This window comes from Methanomassiliicoccales archaeon, from assembly GCA_014361295.1.
Taxonomy (GTDB): Archaea; Thermoplasmatota; Thermoplasmata; order Methanomassiliicoccales; family JACIVX01; genus JACIVX01.
Genome location: JACIVX010000001.1, coordinates 1,709,745 through 1,729,871, shown reverse-complemented (window position 1 = coordinate 1,729,871; position 20,127 = coordinate 1,709,745). Strand labels below are relative to the sequence as shown.

At 46.4% G+C, this 20,127-nt stretch carries 18 protein-coding genes and 1 pseudogene; 7 read left to right on the top strand and 12 right to left on the bottom strand.

Translation table 11 applies throughout. The features are described 5' to 3' along the window. Positions 1-20 precede the first annotated feature (20 nt). A complete protein-coding gene (locus H5T41_08630; protein MBC7108829.1) occupies positions 21-944 on the bottom strand; it encodes a hypothetical protein in 924 nt (307 codons plus the stop codon). Positions 945-1,082: 138 nt separating this feature from the next. Between H5T41_08630 and H5T41_08625 the strand changes: the two genes are divergently transcribed. The 6 genes from H5T41_08625 to H5T41_08600 all read left to right on the top strand — a co-directional run bounded on the left by H5T41_08625 (position 1,083) and on the right by H5T41_08600 (position 8,413). Then, positions 1,083-1,310, top strand: coding sequence for a hypothetical protein (locus tag H5T41_08625; protein ID MBC7108828.1), 228 nt, complete (start codon positions 1,083-1,085; stop codon positions 1,308-1,310). A 138-nt stretch (positions 1,311-1,448) separates the two neighbouring features. Continuing rightward, the gene (locus tag H5T41_08620; GenBank protein MBC7108827.1) at positions 1,449-2,996 is read left to right on the top strand and encodes an ATP-binding protein; all 1,548 of its coding nucleotides are present in this window, start codon (positions 1,449-1,451) and stop codon (positions 2,994-2,996) included. 28 nt (positions 2,997-3,024) lie between these two features. Beyond that, entirely contained in the window at positions 3,025-3,882 is an 858-nt protein-coding gene (locus H5T41_08615) for a cation:proton antiporter (GenBank protein MBC7108826.1), read from the top strand. Continuing rightward, complete coding sequence (locus H5T41_08610; protein MBC7108825.1) at positions 3,864-4,823, top strand: cation:proton antiporter; 960 nt, start codon at positions 3,864-3,866, stop codon at positions 4,821-4,823. The genes H5T41_08615 and H5T41_08610 overlap by 19 nt, the downstream gene beginning before the upstream one ends. A 57-nt stretch (positions 4,824-4,880) precedes the next feature. Continuing rightward, entirely contained in the window at positions 4,881-6,002 is a 1,122-nt protein-coding gene (locus tag H5T41_08605) for a DNA repair exonuclease (protein MBC7108824.1), read from the top strand. Continuing rightward, positions 5,999-8,413: an SMC family ATPase gene (locus H5T41_08600; protein ID MBC7108823.1), complete on the top strand. Its 2,415-nt coding sequence runs from the start codon at positions 5,999-6,001 to the stop codon at positions 8,411-8,413. Before H5T41_08605 ends, H5T41_08600 begins: the two co-directional genes overlap by 4 nt. Before the next feature lie 34 nt (positions 8,414-8,447). Here the strand turns inward: H5T41_08600 and H5T41_08595 are convergent, their stop codons facing one another. Genes H5T41_08595 through H5T41_08580 form a run of 4 tightly spaced genes read right to left on the bottom strand, consistent with a single transcriptional unit; the run spans position 8,448 to position 13,093 of the window. Next, the gene (locus H5T41_08595; protein MBC7108822.1) at positions 8,448-9,449 is read right to left on the bottom strand and encodes an AAA family ATPase; all 1,002 of its coding nucleotides are present in this window, start codon (positions 9,447-9,449) and stop codon (positions 8,448-8,450) included. Further along, positions 9,446-11,545 (bottom strand): acetate--CoA ligase family protein, encoded by a 2,100-nt coding sequence (locus tag H5T41_08590; protein ID MBC7108821.1) that lies wholly within the window; start codon positions 11,543-11,545, stop codon positions 9,446-9,448. Before H5T41_08590 ends, H5T41_08595 begins: the two co-directional genes overlap by 4 nt. Before the next feature lie 29 nt (positions 11,546-11,574). Beyond that, entirely contained in the window at positions 11,575-12,531 is a 957-nt protein-coding gene (locus H5T41_08585) for a DUF72 domain-containing protein (GenBank protein ID MBC7108820.1), read from the bottom strand. 7 nt (positions 12,532-12,538) lie between these two features. Then, positions 12,539-13,093, bottom strand: coding sequence for an NTPase (locus H5T41_08580; protein MBC7108819.1), 555 nt, complete (start codon positions 13,091-13,093; stop codon positions 12,539-12,541). Positions 13,094-13,460: 367 nt separating this feature from the next. On the opposite strand from H5T41_08580, the gene H5T41_08575 reads away from it, so the two are divergent. Beyond that, entirely contained in the window at positions 13,461-13,733 is a 273-nt protein-coding gene (locus tag H5T41_08575) for a YkgJ family cysteine cluster protein (GenBank protein MBC7108818.1), read from the top strand. Here the strand turns inward: H5T41_08575 and H5T41_08570 are convergent. The 7 genes and pseudogenes from H5T41_08570 to H5T41_08540 form a co-directional block, all read right to left on the bottom strand. After that, positions 13,730-14,710: an HD domain-containing protein gene (locus tag H5T41_08570; GenBank protein ID MBC7108817.1), complete on the bottom strand. Its 981-nt coding sequence runs from the start codon at positions 14,708-14,710 to the stop codon at positions 13,730-13,732. The genes H5T41_08575 and H5T41_08570 overlap by 4 nt on opposite strands. A gap of 25 nt (positions 14,711-14,735) precedes the next feature. Beyond that, positions 14,736-15,455, bottom strand: a complete 720-nt coding sequence (locus H5T41_08565; protein MBC7108816.1) for a hypothetical protein — start codon at positions 15,453-15,455, stop codon at positions 14,736-14,738. Positions 15,456-15,457: 2 nt separating this feature from the next. Next, positions 15,458-16,168 carry a DUF429 domain-containing protein gene (locus H5T41_08560; protein MBC7108815.1) on the bottom strand — a complete coding sequence of 237 codons (711 nt, stop codon included), beginning with the start codon at positions 16,166-16,168 and terminating at the stop codon, positions 15,458-15,460. Between the two features lie 257 nt (positions 16,169-16,425). Then, the gene (locus H5T41_08555) at positions 16,426-18,705 is read right to left on the bottom strand and encodes an amino acid permease (protein MBC7108814.1); all 2,280 of its coding nucleotides are present in this window, start codon (positions 18,703-18,705) and stop codon (positions 16,426-16,428) included. Positions 18,706-18,991: 286 nt separating this feature from the next. Beyond that, entirely contained in the window at positions 18,992-19,333 is a 342-nt protein-coding gene (locus H5T41_08550) for a UxaA family hydrolase (protein MBC7108813.1), read from the bottom strand. Between the two features lie 32 nt (positions 19,334-19,365). Then, the gene (locus tag H5T41_08545) at positions 19,366-19,767 is read right to left on the bottom strand and encodes a UxaA family hydrolase (GenBank protein MBC7108812.1); all 402 of its coding nucleotides are present in this window, start codon (positions 19,765-19,767) and stop codon (positions 19,366-19,368) included. Further along, positions 19,748-19,963: pseudogene (locus H5T41_08540) on the bottom strand (UxaA family hydrolase). Before H5T41_08540 ends, H5T41_08545 begins: the two are co-directional and overlap by 20 nt. Positions 19,964-20,127: the final 164 nt, after the last annotated feature.

The following is a 20,127-nucleotide window of genomic DNA, read 5'->3' as shown; positions in this document are numbered from 1 at the left end:
CAAGTTGATCGGTGACTTCATTACGAAAGCGGTTGCGGAGGAGTGCCCAGCAGAGCCGCAACTCTCACCTTTCCTTTAAGCGACGGATCGGCGTAGCATGCGCATTTGATCGAAGCCTTCGGAAGTCTCCGTTCTGTCTCTTCCGATATTCTCTTTATGAGAAAATCATCGATCTTCTCAGAGGAAATTATCAACAACACGGCTCCCACATTTTCAATCGAATAGCTACACCATGGAGAATCAAGGGCGTTGTAAAGTGCGAGAAGTTCTTGAGAAGAAACAGCTGTACCTACACAAAAGACCGCGTGTTTGAACGATGAAAACATTGCTCTGAGATCGTGCAGATCCTCCCTCGTGAGCGCTCTTTCCATGCCCAAAGCAGGAAGTAACATGACTTCATCCATGAACCTGAATGCATTGTAGAGCGGGAGATGTGGAGCGGTTCTCAGCAATCGATCATTCTCGTACACAATGACCATATCCGATGCATAGAGGGCATTCAAGAGGCCTCTTGATGCCAGATTTCGACGATCCCTCCCCTCGACAGAAAAAGGAATGGCAAGGGACATGACGATAAAATCCGACATTCGTCTGCATATATGCGCGATTGCTGGCGCCACATATGTGCCTGTTTCCCCGCCGAGACCAGCACATATATAAAGAATTTCAGATTCACCAATCGCTTCTAGAATCATTTCTTTCAACCGATAGTCGATTGAGGCGAGTGTCCTCGGATCAGTGCTCTGCAGAATCGAAAGATGTTTCTCATTGATGACAAGGCGTTTGCTTTCAGGAATCTGTCTTACATGATCGTTAGACGTGCAGACAGCAATGTTTTCAAAACTCGAATCCAGAAGTACGTTACAACCTGCGCCTCCCACGCCAACGACCTTAAGCCTTGGGCGCTTTGTTTTCTTCGCATCATAAGAGGCCGTTGTCAACATGCGTCCAACCCATTCACCAGGGTGATGAGATTCATGACAAATGAAGATTTGCCGATCGGCATTGTTAGAAAAATCATCGCCTCTTAAATTTACGATCAGAGAAATTTCGAGCATAGCCTTAAGTAGAACAATTAACCAATGGGTGGCAATGTCTGGCGAAAAGAAAATATTGAAACGAAATCGACGCGACCTTTTGGATGCTTTTTCGATGTCTACGGGTATCCTGGGACGATGATAGAAGAATTGACTTGCGATAACTGCCCGATTAGTCCAATGGTCTGCGATTACAGAGGACAGACGACAATCAACAGGCTAGCAGAGATTATCTCCGCCCAGAATAACGTCAAAATCATTTCCGATCCTTGATATTCAGATCTCGTTCGTTGCCTTTTTCCTGAAATAAGAAAACATTTTCCCTCTGAACAGGCATTAGCGAAAAGCATATGGTGATTGAGCCGGTTTCGTGGATCGACTATCGAACTCAACCAGGGTGGGGATTGGAAAATGCACATCGGTAGAGTCGTTGGCAACAGAGTTATGGAGATCAGATTCCGCACGAGATTTACTGAGAATTTACAAGTGGGAGAACTCCTCGTCATCGAAGAAGAAGGTGAGGAGATCAGGTATTTTGTCAGGGTCATGGACGTCGAACATGGTGCGGATGCCGACAGGGACGATTGGATTCTGAGAGAAGCGGGAGAAATGCTTCATAAGGATTCAAGAAATGAGATTTCTGATGTTAAAGGAATTGAGGAGCGCTTGTACAGAGTTGGTGTTTGCGTTCCTCTGGGATATTCGTCAGAAAACTCTTTTAAAAAGACGAAGTCGATTCCATCCCACTTCTCGAAAGTCAGACGGGCAACGGAAGAGGATTATGCGTTCCTGCGTCGATTCCTAGGCGATATCGAAGTCGGGAGACTCAGATCGGGAGATCGGGTACTCGATTTTCCTGTCGGAATTTCAGGCCTCGCATTTCCGCACCATATTGGCATTTTCGCGACGACGGGCATGGGAAAGAGCAACCTCATGAAAAATCTCGCTCTTTCCTGCATGAAACTCCGCCGCTACGGTTTTCTCATTTTTGATCCACACGGTGAATATTTTGATGGCGGCGAAATTGGAAAGAAAGGTTTAAGACATGCTGGCATGAACGATGCACTTGAGGTTTTCAGCAGCAGAGAACTGGAAGGGCCTTACACTACCTTGAGACTCTCGGCAAAAGAGATCGAGATCGCAGATCTCCAGAACCTGTACGAGTTCAGCCAGGCTCAAATCGAGTGCCTTCAGACGGCTCAGTTTTTTTACGGGGAAAATTGGCTGCAGGAGCTTAACTCGAAATCCGTCGACGAAATTTGTAAAGATTTGGGAGATAAATTTCATGAGGGTACAATTAACGTTATCAAGCGAAGACTCGAAAGCATCTTCAGATTTGGATTGATCACTTCGGACCCAAAGCTCTCAATCACGAAACATGTGATCGAATGCTTGCACAATGCGAAGGTCGTTCTCATCGACACTTCGAATCTATATGAAGCCGAGGAACTCCTCGTTTCGACGGTTATTTCAAGGGCGATCTTTGAAAAGAATAAATTCCTCTATGGAAACAAGCAGGAATTCGAGCGCATTCCGCCAGTATTGATCGCGATGGAAGAAGCACAGAGAGTCCTTGGACAGGCAAAAGGATCGATATTCGCGCAGATTGCAAGGGAGGGGAGGAAATTTAAAGTGGGATTATGTGCAGTCTCACAACAACCGAAACTCATCGATCCAGAAATTATCAGTCAATTCAACACCTTGTTTATACTAGGTCTGGCAGACAGGAGAGATCGGGATATTCTCAAGAACTCCGCAAAGCAGGACGTCTCGCAGCTTGACAATGAAATACAGACGCTGATGCCAGGCGAAGCGATCATCGCTTCCCCCTTCACTCCTTTCGCAATCCCAGTGAAAATTCATCTTTTTGAGGAATTCGTTTCGAAAGAGGGAACAAATGAGATTGGAACAAAGGGAAAGAGTTCGGGCAAACCGCGAGCTGAATTCAAGTTCTTTTGAAACTTCGCGCACGAAGGGTGTTTGACCAATGACATCAGAGAATGTGTTGTTATCAGACATCGCCGTTGTGCTTATCGTTGCAGGTGTCAGTGCCCTTGTCTTTTCCAAAATGAAAATGCCAGCAGTTATTGGATATCTTGTAGCCGGAATTCTGCTGGGCCCTCACACGCCACCTTTCAGTCTTGTTCAGAATATTGAATCAGTTAACCTTATGGCGAGCCTTGGTGTCATTCTTCTAATGTTCTCAATCGGTCTAGATTTTAATTTAAAGAAATTGCGGAAGATTGGACTTTTCTCAATCATTGCTGGCTCGATCGAGATTCTGACGATGATGGCGATCGGATACACGCTCGGAAATTTGATAGGATGGAATCACCTGGAATCGATTTTTCTCGGTGCTGTGATGTCGATCAGCAGCACCGCTGTCATCATCAAAGTTCTTTCAGACTATGGGAAATTGAAAGAAAGTTCCACAGAGGCGGTCATCGGAATTCTTATCATCGAAGACTTCGCCGCCGTTATGATTCTAACGATGGCGGCGCCGCTCACCAGCGGCTCAATAGTCGAGATGAAGACGATCGTCTCGATGCTCGTTGGCATTATCATATTCATCGTGATGAGTATTATTCTTGGCGCAGCTGTGATTCCAAAAATCATAAACTGGATAGCGAAAGAGCATCCGGGTGAAACACTCCTGCTCGTGTCCCTCGGCCTCTGCTTCGCGATGTCCCTCGTTTCGCTGACAATCGGTTTGAGCGTCGCGATTGGGGCGTTTATTATGGGAGTGATTATTTCACAGTCTGATTACGTTGAGAAAGTCATCGAAAAGATCACCCCCGTGAAAGAAATGTTCCTCGCGATTTTTTCGTGTCGATCGGCATGCTGATCATCCCTTCGTTGATTGTGCAGAATTTTTTTGTCTCAATCTTAATTGCACTTGTTTTCATCATCGGCAAAACGCTCAGCGTAACGTTTGCTGGGTACGTGGCTAATCTTGATGCTAAGACTTCCCTTGTTGCCGGAATGAGCATGGTCGCAATGGGAGAATTCTCATTTATTATCGCAAAGCTCGCGATTGATACTGGCGCAGCTGGAGAGTTTTTCTACTCGACTATCATCGGTGTTGCATTGATCACATCATTTGTTCTTCCATTCTCAATCAAGAAAGCTGAAAGAACTGCCGAGCTGATATCGGGACATTTACCTAACTCCCTGAGGAGCACGCTGAGTATCATCGAAAGATTGCGCGCTTCTGTAAGGGAAAGAATCGCCACTTCAGAAGAGATAAGAAAGAAAGTGAGAACCGACATCACTTGGATTTTTATTGACATAACGCTGATCTTTGTCGTGACAGCTGCTGCGAACATGATATACAATTTCACGGACATTGTGTCAGGGCTCGCTGAAATTTCACCAGGATTACCTGCGCTCATTGTAGGATCGACTGCTGCAGCTCTCCTGATACCGCCGGTGATCAGCATCATGAAAAGAATAAGGGCCATTGTCGCAGTCGTCGTTCATATTGCTCTGGATACCGGCAGATTTAACGCGATTGGTGGAAAGGTCATTTACAGAGTTTTCATGAACCTCTTCACAATCTTCATTATCGTTGTGACAGTCATCTATCTGATTTCGATTGTGCCGATTCCCCCAGATATGCCGTACATATCGCCTGTTCTGATTCTTATCATCGGCGCTTTGGTCGCATACCTTTTCAGGGACGCCGTAAGATCACTTCACCAGAGGATGTCACAAGCACTTTCAAAAGCAATCATTGAAGACGAGAGACCGAGAGATGGAAGTCCCCCTAAGAATCAAATAGGATGAAGATTTTTTGCAAACTATCTATTCAATGAACGCGGATCGTCAAAGGGGAGACGGGGTTTGAAGATCGTTCATTTGTCTGATACACACATTGGCTACTCCGCTTATTCCAAAGTGGACGAGGAAAGCGGCCTCAACCAACGGGAGGTCGATGTCTTCAACGCATTCAAGGAGGTTGTCGATCGGATTTTAGAGATCAACCCAGATGCCGTCCTCCATTCAGGCGATCTATTTGACTCGGTTAGACCGACGAACCGGGCGATATCGTTTGCAATCGAGCAGCTGGTTCGTATCACGGAGAAAGGCATTCCGGTGATTGTTATCGCGGGCAATCACTCAACGCCACGCCTTCAAGAAACGGGAAGTGTTTTCAGAATTTTTGAACATATCAATGGAATTAAGCCAGTGTATAAGGGTTCTTATGAAAAAATCAGAATTGGTGATATGGTCGTCCATGCGATTCCCCATTGCGATAGCGAGACATTAAGGGAAAATATCGAAATGATCAGGCTTTCCAAAGATGCGCAATATAACGTCATGATGCTTCATGCTGGCGTAGTAGGTCTCAGCGTCTTCAAGATGGACGAATTCAACGAGGCACTTATCCAATCATCGTATTTAAGAAAAGAGTTTGATTATATCGCTCTAGGCCATTACCACGGATACTTTGAAATCAACGATAACGCATGCTACGCTGGCTCAACGGAAAGATTCTCTTTTGCGGAAGTGGATCAAAAGAAAGGGTTTCTTGTGGTCGATCTTGAAGATAAGAGAAAGGAATTCGTCGAAATCAAGACGAGGGAAATGATCGACCTCCCGATCATTGATGCGTCGATGTTGGATGCGATTTCATTGAAGGATGAGATCGAGCGATCGATCGAATCGCAACCGCTTGGTGGGAAGATCGTGCGTTTGAGGATCAAGAACCTGCGCAGCTCGCTGTACAAGACGCTCGATTTCGGGAGGATCAGAGAGATGACTAAGAGTGCCCTGGTATTTGATTTAAGATACGATCTCATTCAGGAGAATATGGCAGTTCAGTCGTCCACGACAATACTGAGCTCATTGCCAAGGGAGTTTGTTTCATTCTTGGAACGGCACCCTGTGGAAGGGGTGAATAAAGAAGTAATCAGGGATCTGGGACTCGAGTACCTCAATAGGGGGCTGGAAGAATCAGATTGAGATACATGGAACTTCAGAACTACAGAAAATTCAGGCATTGTGCAATTGAATTTCCAGATGGTGTCATCGGTATCATCGGGCCGAACGGTGTTGGAAAATCTAGCCTAATTGAAGCGATTGCATGGGCGATCTACGGGAATGAAACACCAATCGTAAGAACGACGAAGGAAGGGGTCCTCAGAGCGGGCGCCGGTCCAAATGAGGAATGTCGTGTCCTTCTCGAGTTTGAGCTTGAAGGCGATTCGTACAGACTCGAGCGCTCGATGAAGGGTCGAGAACTTAAGGTCGATGCGAGGCTTTTCGTCAACAACAGACCTGCGGCGAAGGGCGATCAGACCGTCACGGAAGAGCTGACAAGAAGGCTAGGCATGGACTATAAGGCCTTTTTCATTTCAGTTTTCGCAAGGCAAAAAGATTTAGCGGCGTTGTCAACACTCCGGTCCTTTGAGCGAAAGAAACTCGTACTACGAATGCTTGAAATTGATGTTCTTGATAAGGTCGTCAGCGAGATCGATAAGGACGCCCTTTCTTTGAAAAAAGATCTCATGATGCTGTCAAGTTTTCTTTTATCGCCCAATGGCGTGAAGAAGATCGATCTGTTGAAACAACAGCTGAATGCGCTGAATCTGGAACTCGAACGCGAAAGAAACGAGTTCCACTTGCTCCGGGAAAAATTGAACGTTATGGAGAAAACGCTGGCGGAAGCCAAAGCCCGCAGGGACGAGATGAAGAGTAAGGAGGAAATGTTCAATCAACTCAAGAATCGCATGATCGAAAAACGAGAGAGAGTGGGAGCCTTTGAAAGAAAGAGGAAGGACCTCGAAATAGAAATCGCCCGACTGCAGGCAATTGGCGATGAAGCGTTTTTGCTCGAGCCGAGTTACATCGAATATAAGGAACTAATGAAAAAGAAAGATGAAATGGAACGAGACCTCCGCGCTTTTGAGGAATTGAGGGTCTCAAAGATCAGGCTCGAGAAAGTGAGGAACGAAAGAATGGCGGTGGAGAGAGAGGTTATCAATAAGAGAGAAATGCTTGCCTCGCTTGCGGGTATCGAGGATCGATTAATGACAGTAGAAACGACGATGAAGGAAGTCGATGATCGATTGAACGATGCTAAATACCGTCTCAGCCTTCTGGATTCCGAAATAGAGAGAGCTGAGAGCGTCATTAGAGAAACAGAAGAAAAGCGAAGGGAAATCGCACGTCTTGGTCCTGAAAGTTCCTGCCCAACGTGTGAAAGACCTCTCGGCGATTACCAAGCGATATTGCTTGAAAAGCTTGCGAAGGAGATTGAAGAACAGCGAAAATTGATTTCCCTTAGATTCGAAGAGAGAAAAACGATCGAAGAAACATTGAAAAAGGAAAGTGAGCGGAAAGAGGCTCTGGAGAAAAGAAAAAGCGATTTGATTAAGAAACAAAAAGAGGAAATAAAGGTCATAGCTGAGCTCGAACATCTTCAATCAAAAATCCAGGAATTTATTTTGGAAAGCAATGAACTCGAAATGAAGATCACTGCATTGGAGAAGATCACTTTCGACGAAGCCGAATATAGGAAGGTTAAGCTCAGAATCCAAGAGCTCGAGAAGGTTGCTCAGCGATATCTAGAATCGCGCGCGAAGTTTGAGCGATTGCCAGAATTGCAGAAAGAAATGAGGACGATTGAAGAACAACTCGAGATCGAAAGGGAGTCCCTTAAGAAAGTGCAGGAACAGATTGATTCGTTAGGATACAACGAGGCCGAAGCAAAGGACGCATACGAGCGCTATGAGAAGGAACGCGAGGCAAAACAGGAAGTCGAGATGACTCTCAAAGAAAAAGAAGGAGACATCCGTCTCAAAGAGTACGAGATCAGAAATATCGAAAACCAGATAAAGGATTTAGAGGAGCAGGAAAAGGATCTCGCTGCAAAAACGAAACATCTTGAAAATCTTAACGCGCTCAGTGTAATAATGAAAGGATTTCGCGAGAATGTCATGTCAAGGATCGTACCAACGCTCTCGGAAATTTCCTCTTCGTTGTTTACGGAACTGACCGATTCGAAATTCGGCGGCATGGAGCTCGACGAAGACTATGAAATCCATATTTACGACGGCGGCGAACGATACCCGATCTCGAGATTCTCTGGCGGCGAGGCTGACTTAGCAAATCTCTGTTTGAGACTTGCCATATCAAGGGTTATTGCTGAAAGGGCTGGCAGCAGTGTTAATTTTTTGATACTCGATGAGATCTTTGGATCGCAGGATCAGACGAGGAAACGGAACATCATGAGAACGCTAAATCAGCTGTCAAAGCAATTCAGCCAGATTATATTGATCACACACATTGATGACGTCAAGGATTTCATGACTCACGTGATCCATGTGAGGGAGAGAGAGGACGGGACGAGCGAGATCAACCTAATGACCTGAGAGGTAGCCTCCCGTCCATTGTGCACATCCAACTTTACTTTTCCCATATCCTGCTGAGATCGATGTGTTCTCTGACAACCTTTGTGATGAGATCGATCTTTCCCTGGTCCTCTGGATCTATTCTCGCGATCAGATGCTCGACCATTTCGGCAGTTGTTGCAGTGTCGTATCTGACGAGAAGAATCGGAATTTGTTCTTCGTATGCCTTCGCGATAACCGTCTTCTCCGGATACAATCCTCCAGTGAGGATAAGACATGATGTATCAGTTGAGAGTGCGGCGATCTGAATGTCGGACCTGTCTCCACCGGTGATCACCGCTTTTTTGGCGATCCTTCGCAGGTACTTAATCGCTGTCTCCGGTCGCATCGCACCGATTGTTACTTCCTCGACAATCCTGTTAAGCCCCTCCTCTCCGACAATCACATCCGCACCAAGCGCGTCCGCGACTTCCTTGACGCGGTAGTACTTCAGCTCCTTAATGGTTGGAATCGAGCCGAGAACAGGGATTCCCTTCTCATTGAGCAACGCTTCAATGGCCGGATCGTCCGTTTGGTTCAGAATGACTCCTTTGAAATTGAGTTTGTAAGTTTCCATGAGACGTTTTAGCATACCGACCCTCTCGACCCCATTTGGATGAGAAGTTGTCACGAGGATGACATCAGCGCCGACCGCTTCCGAGAATGCGAGTCCTGAAACATCATGTAGATAACCAGTTTGAATGATTCTTGCGCCTTCAATAAGCATGTAATCAAAGTCGCATTTCACCTTGTCATACGCCTTGAGAAGTCTTTCCATCGTTGTTGGTCTAAAAAGGTCGTATCGGCAAGGCGAGAGTGATTCCTCATCAAGCTCCAGACCAAGAACCCTCTTCATCAGAAACGCATCCATGTCGACGAGCCGATCATCAACAGGAATGATGTCCTCCTTGAATGGCTTGAAATAACCAACCTTTCCGGGGCAGTTCTTTGCCAGCCCTAGCGTCAGCATCGTTTTCCCAGTCCTTTCCACAACTGCACCAATATAAAGTGCCTTCACCTACTCTCCCTCCTTATAGTTACGAGCGCGTCAACGGCGCCACAACCCTTTCCTTCATCACCAACGATGACAGGGTTGATTTCTAATTCCGAGATTTCAGGGAAGTCCAATGCGATCTGGGCTACCCTGAAGATGACCTCCTTGAGCGATTCTATGTCCGCCGGCTTTCTACCTCTTGCCCCTGTGAGTATCGGATACGCTTTGATCGATTGGATCATCTTGTTTACATCAGCACGCGTCAGTGGCGCAATTCTCTGAGATACATCCTTCAATATTTCAACGAAAATACCGCCGAGACCGAACGTGATAACCGGCCCAAACTGGGGGTCTCTAACCATCCCTACAATAACCTCTCGACCCGTGATCATCTGTTGCACTGAGACGCCGATGATCCTTGCATTCGGCATCCTGCTCTGGCAGCGCGCGATGATAAGCTCAAACTGCCTTCGCACATCCTCGGGTGAATTCACATTGATTGCAACACCACCGACATCGGTCTTGTGAAAAATATCAGGCGACGCGATCTTCATCACAACAGGATAACCGAGTTTGTTTGCGATTTCGACCGCTTCCTCTGGAGTCTTTGCGAGGCCTTCACCAGGTACAGGAATTCCATACGCTCTGAAGATCTCCTTTCCCTCGTCCTCGCTCAGAGAGGTTCTGCCTTCGGAGATCACGCTGTCGATGAGTTCCCGCACCCTCCTTTTATCACCTTCTATCTTCACAGGCTCACTCTCTACCCACGCATGCCTTATCTTTGCATAGCGAACCATTCCACTCAATGCGGCCATCGCCCTATCAGGCGATTCGTAATTCGGAATCCCTGCCTTTCGCAGAATCTCAATCCCCTCCGCGCAATCCTCCCCGCCAACGAATGCCGAGACAATCGGGATCTTAGTCTTGCCAGCGAAAGAAGCAAGGATCCTCGCTGTCGCCGGGATATCAACGAGATCGGTTGGGGCAAGCATGACGGCGATGCACGAGACGTTTTCATCTTCCATCACTGTCTTGATCGCGAATTCGTATCTCGCCGCATCCGCATCACCAATCACATCAACAGGATTATAGAAGTTCGCCTGTTCGGGTAACCTGCTCTTCAGCTTCGCGATCGTCTCCTGTGAAAAGGATGCCAGTGTCAACCCATGATCCGCGGCGGCATCTGCAGCCATCACACCTAGACCACCGGCATTCGTGACGATCGCGACTCTGTCGCCATTGGGCAGCGGCATATTCGAGAATGCGAGGAGGAGATCGAAAAGTTGATCAATCGTCTTGACACGAACGATTCCTGACTGTTCCATCGCTGCATCATAAACCGCATCACTCCCTGAAAGTGCACCAGTATGAGATGATGCGGCCTTTGCACCAGAGCTTGTTCGTCCTGCCTTGAGCGCGATGATCGGTTTGCTCTTTGTTGTTAGTGCTGCCTGACGCATGAACTCGACGCCACGCTCAGTTCCTTCGATGTACATCGCGATAACTTTTGTCTGATCATCGTCCCTCAAATAACCAAGGAGGTCAGCCTCATCGATATCAACTTTATTTCCAACGCTGATAAACTTCGAGAAACCGATGTTATTTTGCGACGCCCAGTCAAGGATTGTCGTGCAGATCGCACCAGATTGCGATGTGACCGAAATTGTCCCTTTCTTGGGATAGTTGCGAGTGAATGTCGCATTCATTTTGTGATGCGTGTTGATGAGCCCAAGGCAGTTCGGACCAAGGATATTAATGCCGTACTTCCTTCCAATCTCACCGACCTTCTTCTCGAGTTCCGCCCCTTCCTTACCACTTTCCTTGAATCCCGAGGAAATAATGATGACCGATCTGACGCCTTTTTGACCAGCGTCTTCCATGATCCTTGGAACTAGGACATTTGGGACGACGATAATTGCGAGATCCACCTTTCCAGGAATTGCGCTGAGAGAAGGATAGCACTTGAGACCGAGAATTTCATCAGCCTTTGGATTGACTGGATAGATTTTCCCTTCGAAGCCAGAGGCAATGAGGTTCTTCACAACGACGTGACCGACTTTCGACTCTTCCCTTGCAGCGCCAACAACGGCGATCGACTCAGGCTCGAATAGGGTTTTCATCTCACTACTCCCTGCTTGGTGTTGCCGGACTAGGCCCTATTGGATCTTGATATTTGAAAGTTGTGATTCATCTCGGATTCATCCAAATAATGAGTGGAATTAAATGTACCCAACTTCATTTGGTTTTGCACCTGCACTTCCTTTTCACGATGAGGTATCGAAAGAAGGTCCATCATCTGCAGTGCATTCTTAACGGCCTTTGCACTACCGTGATTGTTGAAATAGACGCGGATTTCTTTTGTCTCCAATTGTATTTTTCTTATTCTCTCTTCCCAGGGTTTTAGCTGGTCTTCTGAATAAAGATAATCGTAACGGTTGATGCGGAAGTCATCTTCTTTTTCGCCATCGAACCAGATATCGTAGTTCCGGCCGTGAAATCGAATATAAGAATGATATGATGTTAATTGATCCGTGAAAGGAAATCCAGGTCCATCTACGATGACCATTGCGACGTTAAATTTCTTGAGAAGATCGGTCACCTCTCCAATGATTTGATTTCCAGAATCGTCGATCCACGACCTATGACGGAACTCAATGGCGTACCGGTATCGATCGTAGGCGATGGATGAGAGAAATGAAGATAGCGATAAAATCGAATCAGAACTGTACTTGAAATACGGAGATAATTGGATGAGAGCAGTACCCATGAGGTTCTCCTTTGCAAGTGGTGCAATGCAAATTTCCTCGAAGGATCGGGCCTGTCGACCCGCGGCTTCAATCTTTCCGTTGACGAGCGAATCATGAGTGATGAGCTGTGGCAGCTTGACAGAGAACTCAAATTCACCGAGGGATGATGCTTTCGAGATCCATGACCGTACGATAAATTCGCTTGGCGGCCTGTAAAACGTGCTGTTGATTTCTACGGTCTTAAAGAACTGGGCGTAATATCGTAGCCATTCCTCCTTCCTCTTCGCTAGATAAAGGGGATAGAACCTTCCAACCCAATCATCGTATGACCAGCCACTGCAACCCACTAAAATGGTCATCGAATTTCTATTGATCGTCGGCAGATAAAAACTTTCGCAGTCGTTGAAGAATGAAATCGGGTAGATCATCACGATTGTTGAAGGAAACAACAAGAATCTCGACATCCTCTCTTTCCCTAATCTTGTTGAAAAATGGATCGCCTTTCTCTGGAATCGTGCCGACGACAAGCTTGGAAGAGTCAAGTGCAGCGATCACTGCACATCTGAATGACGGCGATAAAACTTCCATCTTTCCAATCTCATCGATGATCACGATCTTCTTAGTTATCATCGCCTTCTCGATGGAAGCAACTGCAATCCGTTCAATGTCTTCGAGATTGACGCCATATTTGCCAACTTTTGGCGCATTACACAAGGAGACATCAGCAAGGATCCCGCTCATTCCATCCAATGTAATGATCTTAAATCCTTTTCTGATTCCTTTTATTCTCACCTCGGTTGTGTAGAATCCACCGCATTCGCTTTCAAGAGTTTTTGCAACTTTTGTGATCACAGTCGTCTTGCCGATACCTGGCGGTCCTGTGATCAAAAAGTTTTTCTTGATCTTAAAGTCGCTCGCCATTGGAATCACATCGGGGTGTTGCGATATCACACCAACTAATTGTAAATTAGCGGACACCTAAATTTAAATATCCATGTGATAATAGATACAAATGCCCGAAGAGGTCGGGAACGGATTTTTCCCAAAAATCTTCGGGTGGACAGAGTATCGTTAAAATGGGTCGCTCCAGGAACGACGATGCGACATCGGGTCATGACTGGAGACCAACCCCGGTACTCAACAAACCCCAGCCTGGGTCAGTGTGGTGAGACGGGTGTTTCCCTGCGATGATCCAATCTGTTAGGGCTGGGGAACATCTTTTCAATCAGCATTCATTCGAATTCTTTCTGGAAAAAAAACAAATTCTATGAGGTCATGTGGGTAATCGGTGGCACGATATATCAGGAGGGGTGTTTGCAATCGCTGCGGCGATTGTTGCAAGCCGCGATTCGAGATCGATGAAGAAGCGAAGAAATTCTATGCCGAGAATGGTCTGCCTGAAAACGGACAGTGTCAATTTCTTGCATTGATCGGCGGCGAATGGACATGCACGATCTACTCCCGAAGGCCACCATTCTGTGCTGCATTCCCGTGGCATCCAGATCAACTAAAGGGACTCCCGAGGTGTTCCTATTATTTCGAGATAGAGGACAAGAGTTAGCGGAGATAGATTGATCCAAGTCTCTTACTCCAGAACCAATTATCCTCCGTTGCCGCTTCCTCCTTTATCCTGATATACTGCTCAATGCGAGAATCCATGTCATCAGCGAGTGAAACAGCTATGGCTTCGGGAAACATCGGGATCTTTGGCGATCCGAGTTCGGGTTTCCCATGATGACTCAACAAGATGTGACAAATCTTGAGCTTGAGATTCTCTGGGAACTCGGGAATGGAACCACATGCCTTCGAAACCATTTCCGCGCCAATGACGAGATGACCACGAAGCATGCCATCGTCTGTTTCCTCGATACTCGTTTTGATCCGATATTCCCCGATCTTTCCGATATCATGAAGTACCGCGCCAGCAATGAGCAGGTCGCGATCGAGATTTGGATACAGTTTTGACTGAAATTCACATATTTGTGCGACCCGCAATGTATGTTCAAGCAATCCGCCCACCCAGTGACCATGGATCGAGATAGAAGCTGGCGCATGCTTAAATTTCTCCACAAACGATTCGTCCGAAAAAAAGAATGATAGAAGGGATCGAAGAAACGAATTCTCAACTTTCTTTATGAAAGAGTTGAGAGTCGACATCATTTGATCTGGGTCTTTGTCGCTAACTGCAACAAAATCTCTTATGTCGTAAAAGCCTGGTTGAACAACGACGATGGAGTCGCCAGTCTCAGCATTCACGCCGATCTCCATGACATCCTTGTATTCGCACACGATACCTTGCACTCTAATCACGTCGCCGTTCTTGAGGCTATCGTAGAGTTTCCGGATTGTCTCTTCATTGCCTGTTCCCCAGTATTTCAAATTCATCTGGCCCGTTCTGTCAGAGATACGTAATTCGAACATAAAACCTCCTGCATAGCGACGGGGCGGTTTCTTGTACTTGATTGAAAAAAGATCGTCAACCTCTTCGCCAACAACGAGATCTTTAATGAATCGCTTTTTCAACTGCTTAATTTCCATGTGCCTACACCTCAATTCATTTCATTCAAACATCCCGAGTCAATGACATATTTCCAGAAGTCATTCTCTCTCTGGCAATTTTCTTCAACCAAAGTTCTGCCTCATTCCATTTTGGAAACATTTTTTCTCGCCTTCTAAACTCTGATCCATGCCCAGTGAGAAGATGCTCAGAACTCATCTCCAGATGCAGCATTTCATGGTAAAGAACATAAGCAGGAACAACCGATGGTACAGATGGTGAATCCAGCACGGAACTGATCGCTATCACTTTCATGATAACGCTGCAACATCCCACGCGATTTCTGTTACCGTTGATCGTCCATGTAAGATACGCATCTGATGAGTTTTTGATAAGTCCGGTTTCCTCAAGTTGGTGTCGAATCTCATCCAAGTTGAAGGTCGATCCTGATGGTGATAACTTGAGATTCCTACTACGCTGAAGGTAGATCGGGCGATTCTTTTCAACAAACTCTTTCGATTGAATCCAGTTTTTGAATGCCTCTCCGTACAGTTCCCTCCTGTTTCTCGATTTCATTCTGCAAAAGAGTGAGCAGGCAAAATCCTCGATAACCTCTTCATCTGCCAACCGTAGATAATCTGAGACACGAAGAGAGAGCTGCGATCCATTTCTTTTCCAAGTGCTCTTCAATTCTTTGAATGGATAGAACTGTGCTTTAATCTGATCGTAACCGTAGTTCTTACCGACCGCAGTTACAATCGCTTCAAGGTTTGCATCATCCGACATTCTCAATCGATCGCCTCCTGCCTTGGAAGAATAATAAAACCATCGTCATTATCTCCGATAGACTCAGTGCGACGCCCCCTATTTATCCAATGCGAATACACGCATAGTGCGCTGAGAAGTGCATCAATCTTGTCCGCCACACCAGTCAGATCTCTTCTAGGCACGCGATTGATTTCATCTTTCAATTCTGAAGGAATTTCTAATGAAGGCTCCCATTGACTTGCGAGATGAAGAGCCCGAAGGGCATGTTCGCGTCTCTTGTATTCACCGCCTTTTTTGTATGAAGGGACCTTTCCATGTGTGATGATATAGAGTAAACCGTAAGGATAAACTTCAAACAAGATCCTATCCTCACTAGACAATTGATCGGGAAACCTGAAGCCATGCGATAGCAATTTTGATGCAAGAATTTCCCCACGGCAACCACCAAATTTCCGTTCGAAGAAAAGGCGATTCGTTGGAAGGAGTCTAATGCCTCTTGAGAAAAGTGTTTTCTCGCATTTCCTCAATTTATTATGATCTGGGATAATGAGCGGAGCATCGATCCCTACCCAAATATGATTCTTCGAGGTCACTTCATTGATGATCTCTTCATCGGTTGTTACGAGCTCAATTTTTTCAACTTGACCTCGAGAACTCAGAGTGCAAAGAGCCGTCCCCCTTTCTCGTGGGGGATTCATTTTCCATCCAAGATCGATACCGATGAAATACACAATATTGTATTACATACCTAGGGCATTAATACAATTGTTGCTCACATTTTCTATCTTCCCAGTGTGTACAGACCTTGATGATCAGACAAGAATCTTTCAGAGCCCGCTTGATGAAAAATTCGCAGTCATATCAAAAAATTTTGAAACGCCACCACTTAAATTTGGTCATTCACTCATCGAAAACATCTTCAAAGCACCTACTCCATGAATCAACCTTGCTGATTTTATGTTGACTCGACTTCTTTACCTCTTAACGATCAATTTTCCTTTCGCTCATCTGATTCAGTGGGGCGTTCCGTTGGTTCTCTGCTTGCCACCCTCTCGTAAATGAGCACAGGGCATTTCGCATTTTGAACGATTTTGTCCTGAGTTGGTCCGAAGACAAACTTCTTCCAGCGCCTTCTCGCGCTAACGCCGATCACAAGGAGATCATAATCCATCGACTCTGCAACGACGCCCCCAATAATCGTTTCTGGCCTGATCTCTTTTGTGATCACTTGTACCCCAGCAGATTTAACTATTTCCATCAGCCGCTTGGAATATTCTATTGCCTTCAGTCGGTAGCGTTCGTCCACGATGACATTGAGTATTGTGACTCTCGCAGCCCCTACCCTTGCAATCTCTGCAGCAATTTCTGTCGCCTTGCTCACGTGCCATAGTCCACCCGATAGAACCAAAATGTTCTCAGGCCTCAGTTTCTCTTCATCTCTCATCACAATCACGTCGCAAGGCGTTCCTCTCAGGATGTCATCCAATTTTCTCCCGAAAATCCTCTTCTTCGTTCTTGTATATCCTTTCCAACCGAGAATGATCATGTTGGCCGCTTCTTCCTTCGCGGTGTCGATGATCGCGGTGACAATATCGTGGGACACGGAAACAAGCGCCCGAGTCGGAACACCTCTCAGCTCGGCGTAGACTTTGAGTTTCTCCAGCATTTTCGTTCTTTCCTCAACGATTTTCCTGTCAACCGCGTCAATAGGGACGGCAGTCGGGACCTCGACAATGTTGGTGAGAAGAATTTCTCCGTGATTCTTCGCAGCAACAATACATCCCAGATCGATTAGCCCAACATTCCTTACATCATCAACGGGTATCAGAACCCTAAATTTTCTCAGCTCCTCCGGTGTCAGTAACAATCTAGCTGGAACTTCGATTTTCTCGATTTCTTTTCGCCCCTTTGCAAAGTAATGAATGAGAAGTCCAGAGTAAATCACTGCAAGGGCAATATACCATGCAAGAGGTTCAAAATTAAATAAAGAAGCAGCCAGAAAGACCTTCGTCCCAATCCCGATGAGGGGTATAATTGGAGATAGAGGAGTGAGAAAGTGTCTTTTCGCGTCCGGCCTTTTCCACCTTAATACAATTGCCGAAATATTAACAAAGATAAAAAGAAGCAAAATCAGTATATCGGCAACCGCAGCAACCTGAGTGATTGGCAAGAAGGCTGAAACAGATATGATAATGGCACCACTGAGGAATATGGCAACAGAGGGCGTATGATGCTTGCGGCTAAGTCTTCCGAAAAAAGTCGGAAGATTGCCGTCACGTCCCATTGCAAAAGAAACGCGCGAAGATGAAAAAATCACAGAATTTACAGCGGCGATCGAACCGATAATGATACCTCCTGATATAAGAGCCCCGCCGAGAACGGGAACGACTTTTTGAGAGGCGACGACGAGTGCATCTTGCCCTTTTCCAACGGCGGCCAATTGGGCAATCGATTCCCAGCCCATAACCGCGATCGTCAGCGCCGTTATCGCGATGAAAAGAATTGCACTGATCGTGATGCAAAGAAACATTGCGCGTGGAACAGTTTTCTCGGGATTCTTCGCTTCTTCACCTGTTTGCGAAATAACTTCGTATCCTTCGAAAACCATAAAAGTAAAACCCATTGAGGTCGCGATGCTCATGTAGCCCATTGGGATGAAAGGCTCAAACGCGTTTTGTACTCCATTACCGTTCAACAATGCGATAATGCAGAACATCATGTAGATCCCAATGATACCAATGAGCATGACCGAAATAATGACCTCAGATCTCCCGGCGCCCTTCACACCGCGGTAATTGAGAAAGATGAAGAAGACCGAGATTCCGACAGCGAAGAGCTTCGATATCATTTCAGAAGAGATGCCGAAAAAAGAGATGCCGTATTGGGCGAAGAGTGCGCTGACCCCGAGGCCGAAGCCCAACGCATAAACAGCGCATGCGATGCAATGACCAACCCACGACATCCATCCGCCTAGGAAACCCATCGGAGGAAAGAGCGCTTCCTTAATCCACAGGTACCCGCCGCCCGTTTCTGGAAAAGCGCTTGAAAGTTCGGCATACGACATCGCCGTGAGAAGCGTAATAAAAAAGTTGAGAACGAGAGCAAGAAGGATTGCAGGGCCCGCGATGCCGATAGCGATGCCAACAAGAACGAAAATCGTCGAGCCGATATTAGGCCCGATTCCTATCATTAAAACTTCCAAGAGTCCGAGGTCCCTTCGCAATGTGACCTCCACGCTTGACGGCCCCGAGCCTTCTTTGTTGGCCATGATTGTCGCACAGTTATGGGGTGGGGCGAAATAAGTGTTTCCACAAGAATAGAATGGATCGATAGGGCACAGGTAGTCAATTTAGGACCTAGCCTAATGAAAAGAACGAAAGGGAACAACGCACTCATGAGTGTTTTATCGTGTTATGCCAAAAAGGAGCACGGCAAATCAACGATCAAAATTCCGATAAAGAGAGAGTTTCGGAACATCTTCTGTTTAACCAGACAGTTCGAAAAATCGGTTCTCCGTTTCATGACTAATTATCAAGGCAGGGGAGAAATAAGTTTCATAGTATTAGCCCGATTCTCCAGATATCGACAAAGCTGTAGCCAAATATCTCCGCCTCAACGAGTTTTCCTGAAACCGCAGCAAGGATTTCATCGTAGATACTCTTGCCGGCAGTCTCTATGATCCCAGCGACTTCGATGACATCGAAAGCATCAACATCGATGTCGTCTTCTCTCTCCGACGCAGTCCTTGGATTGCCTGTCACTTTCGTCATCGGTTCAACGGGAAGACCGAATGGGGGGCATCGAGACTCGTTGAGAACACGACCACCTGAGCACCCCCTTGCCATAAAGCCAGAAACAACCTCGATCTCACGTCCTGGGGAATCCATTGAAATCAAGCCCTTCTTCTTAGGTCACTCGGCGTATTCAATCACGTCGACCAATGACGTACTGCCTGCCTTATGTAATGCACCAAGCGATTTCTCCTCGATGCTCGAAAGTCCTCTTCTGATGTTTTCAGGCGTGGTTGAGACCCGCGGATATTTACTCTCATTCTGTTTCCTTCTTTCTCCATTCTCGACACGATTTCATAGAGACTGTCAGAGACTTTCTTGTTCGCCGCTCTTTTCCCAAGGATGTGCTCCGCACCGATGATCTCTGTTGTTTCGCCAAAAATAACGCGTCCACCACACCCGATGATCCTGTCTGCAGCAACACCAGTCGCCGGATTCGATACGATTCCGGACGTTGTATCGGATGCACCACACTTGATCCCGATCGTGAGTTCAGATGCCGAGAATTCTTTACGGTGTTCAGCCGATGCATCCTTCACCATATTCCTCGCAATCCTTACCCCTTTTCAATGCTTTTGACAGTTCCGCCTGTTTCCTGAATCTTGATAAGTTCGACAGTCTTCCCCCTTGTGCGAGCTCATCAGCCAACCTCTGAGCATCGATCACCTCGCATCCCAGACTGACCACAAGAACCGAATGGCAGTTCGGATTAAGCCCAAATCCGAGAAGTGCCCTGTTGTTTGCTCAAGATCTTTTCCCATCTGAATGCATCTCTGATGATGCAGGAATGCGCGAGTACCTTTGACTCTTTCCTCCATATCCTCTTCCGACTTCATTCGCGCAGACGACGGAAGGCAAAAACGCAACATGGTTCCTTGTCCCGATACCATTTTTTTCGT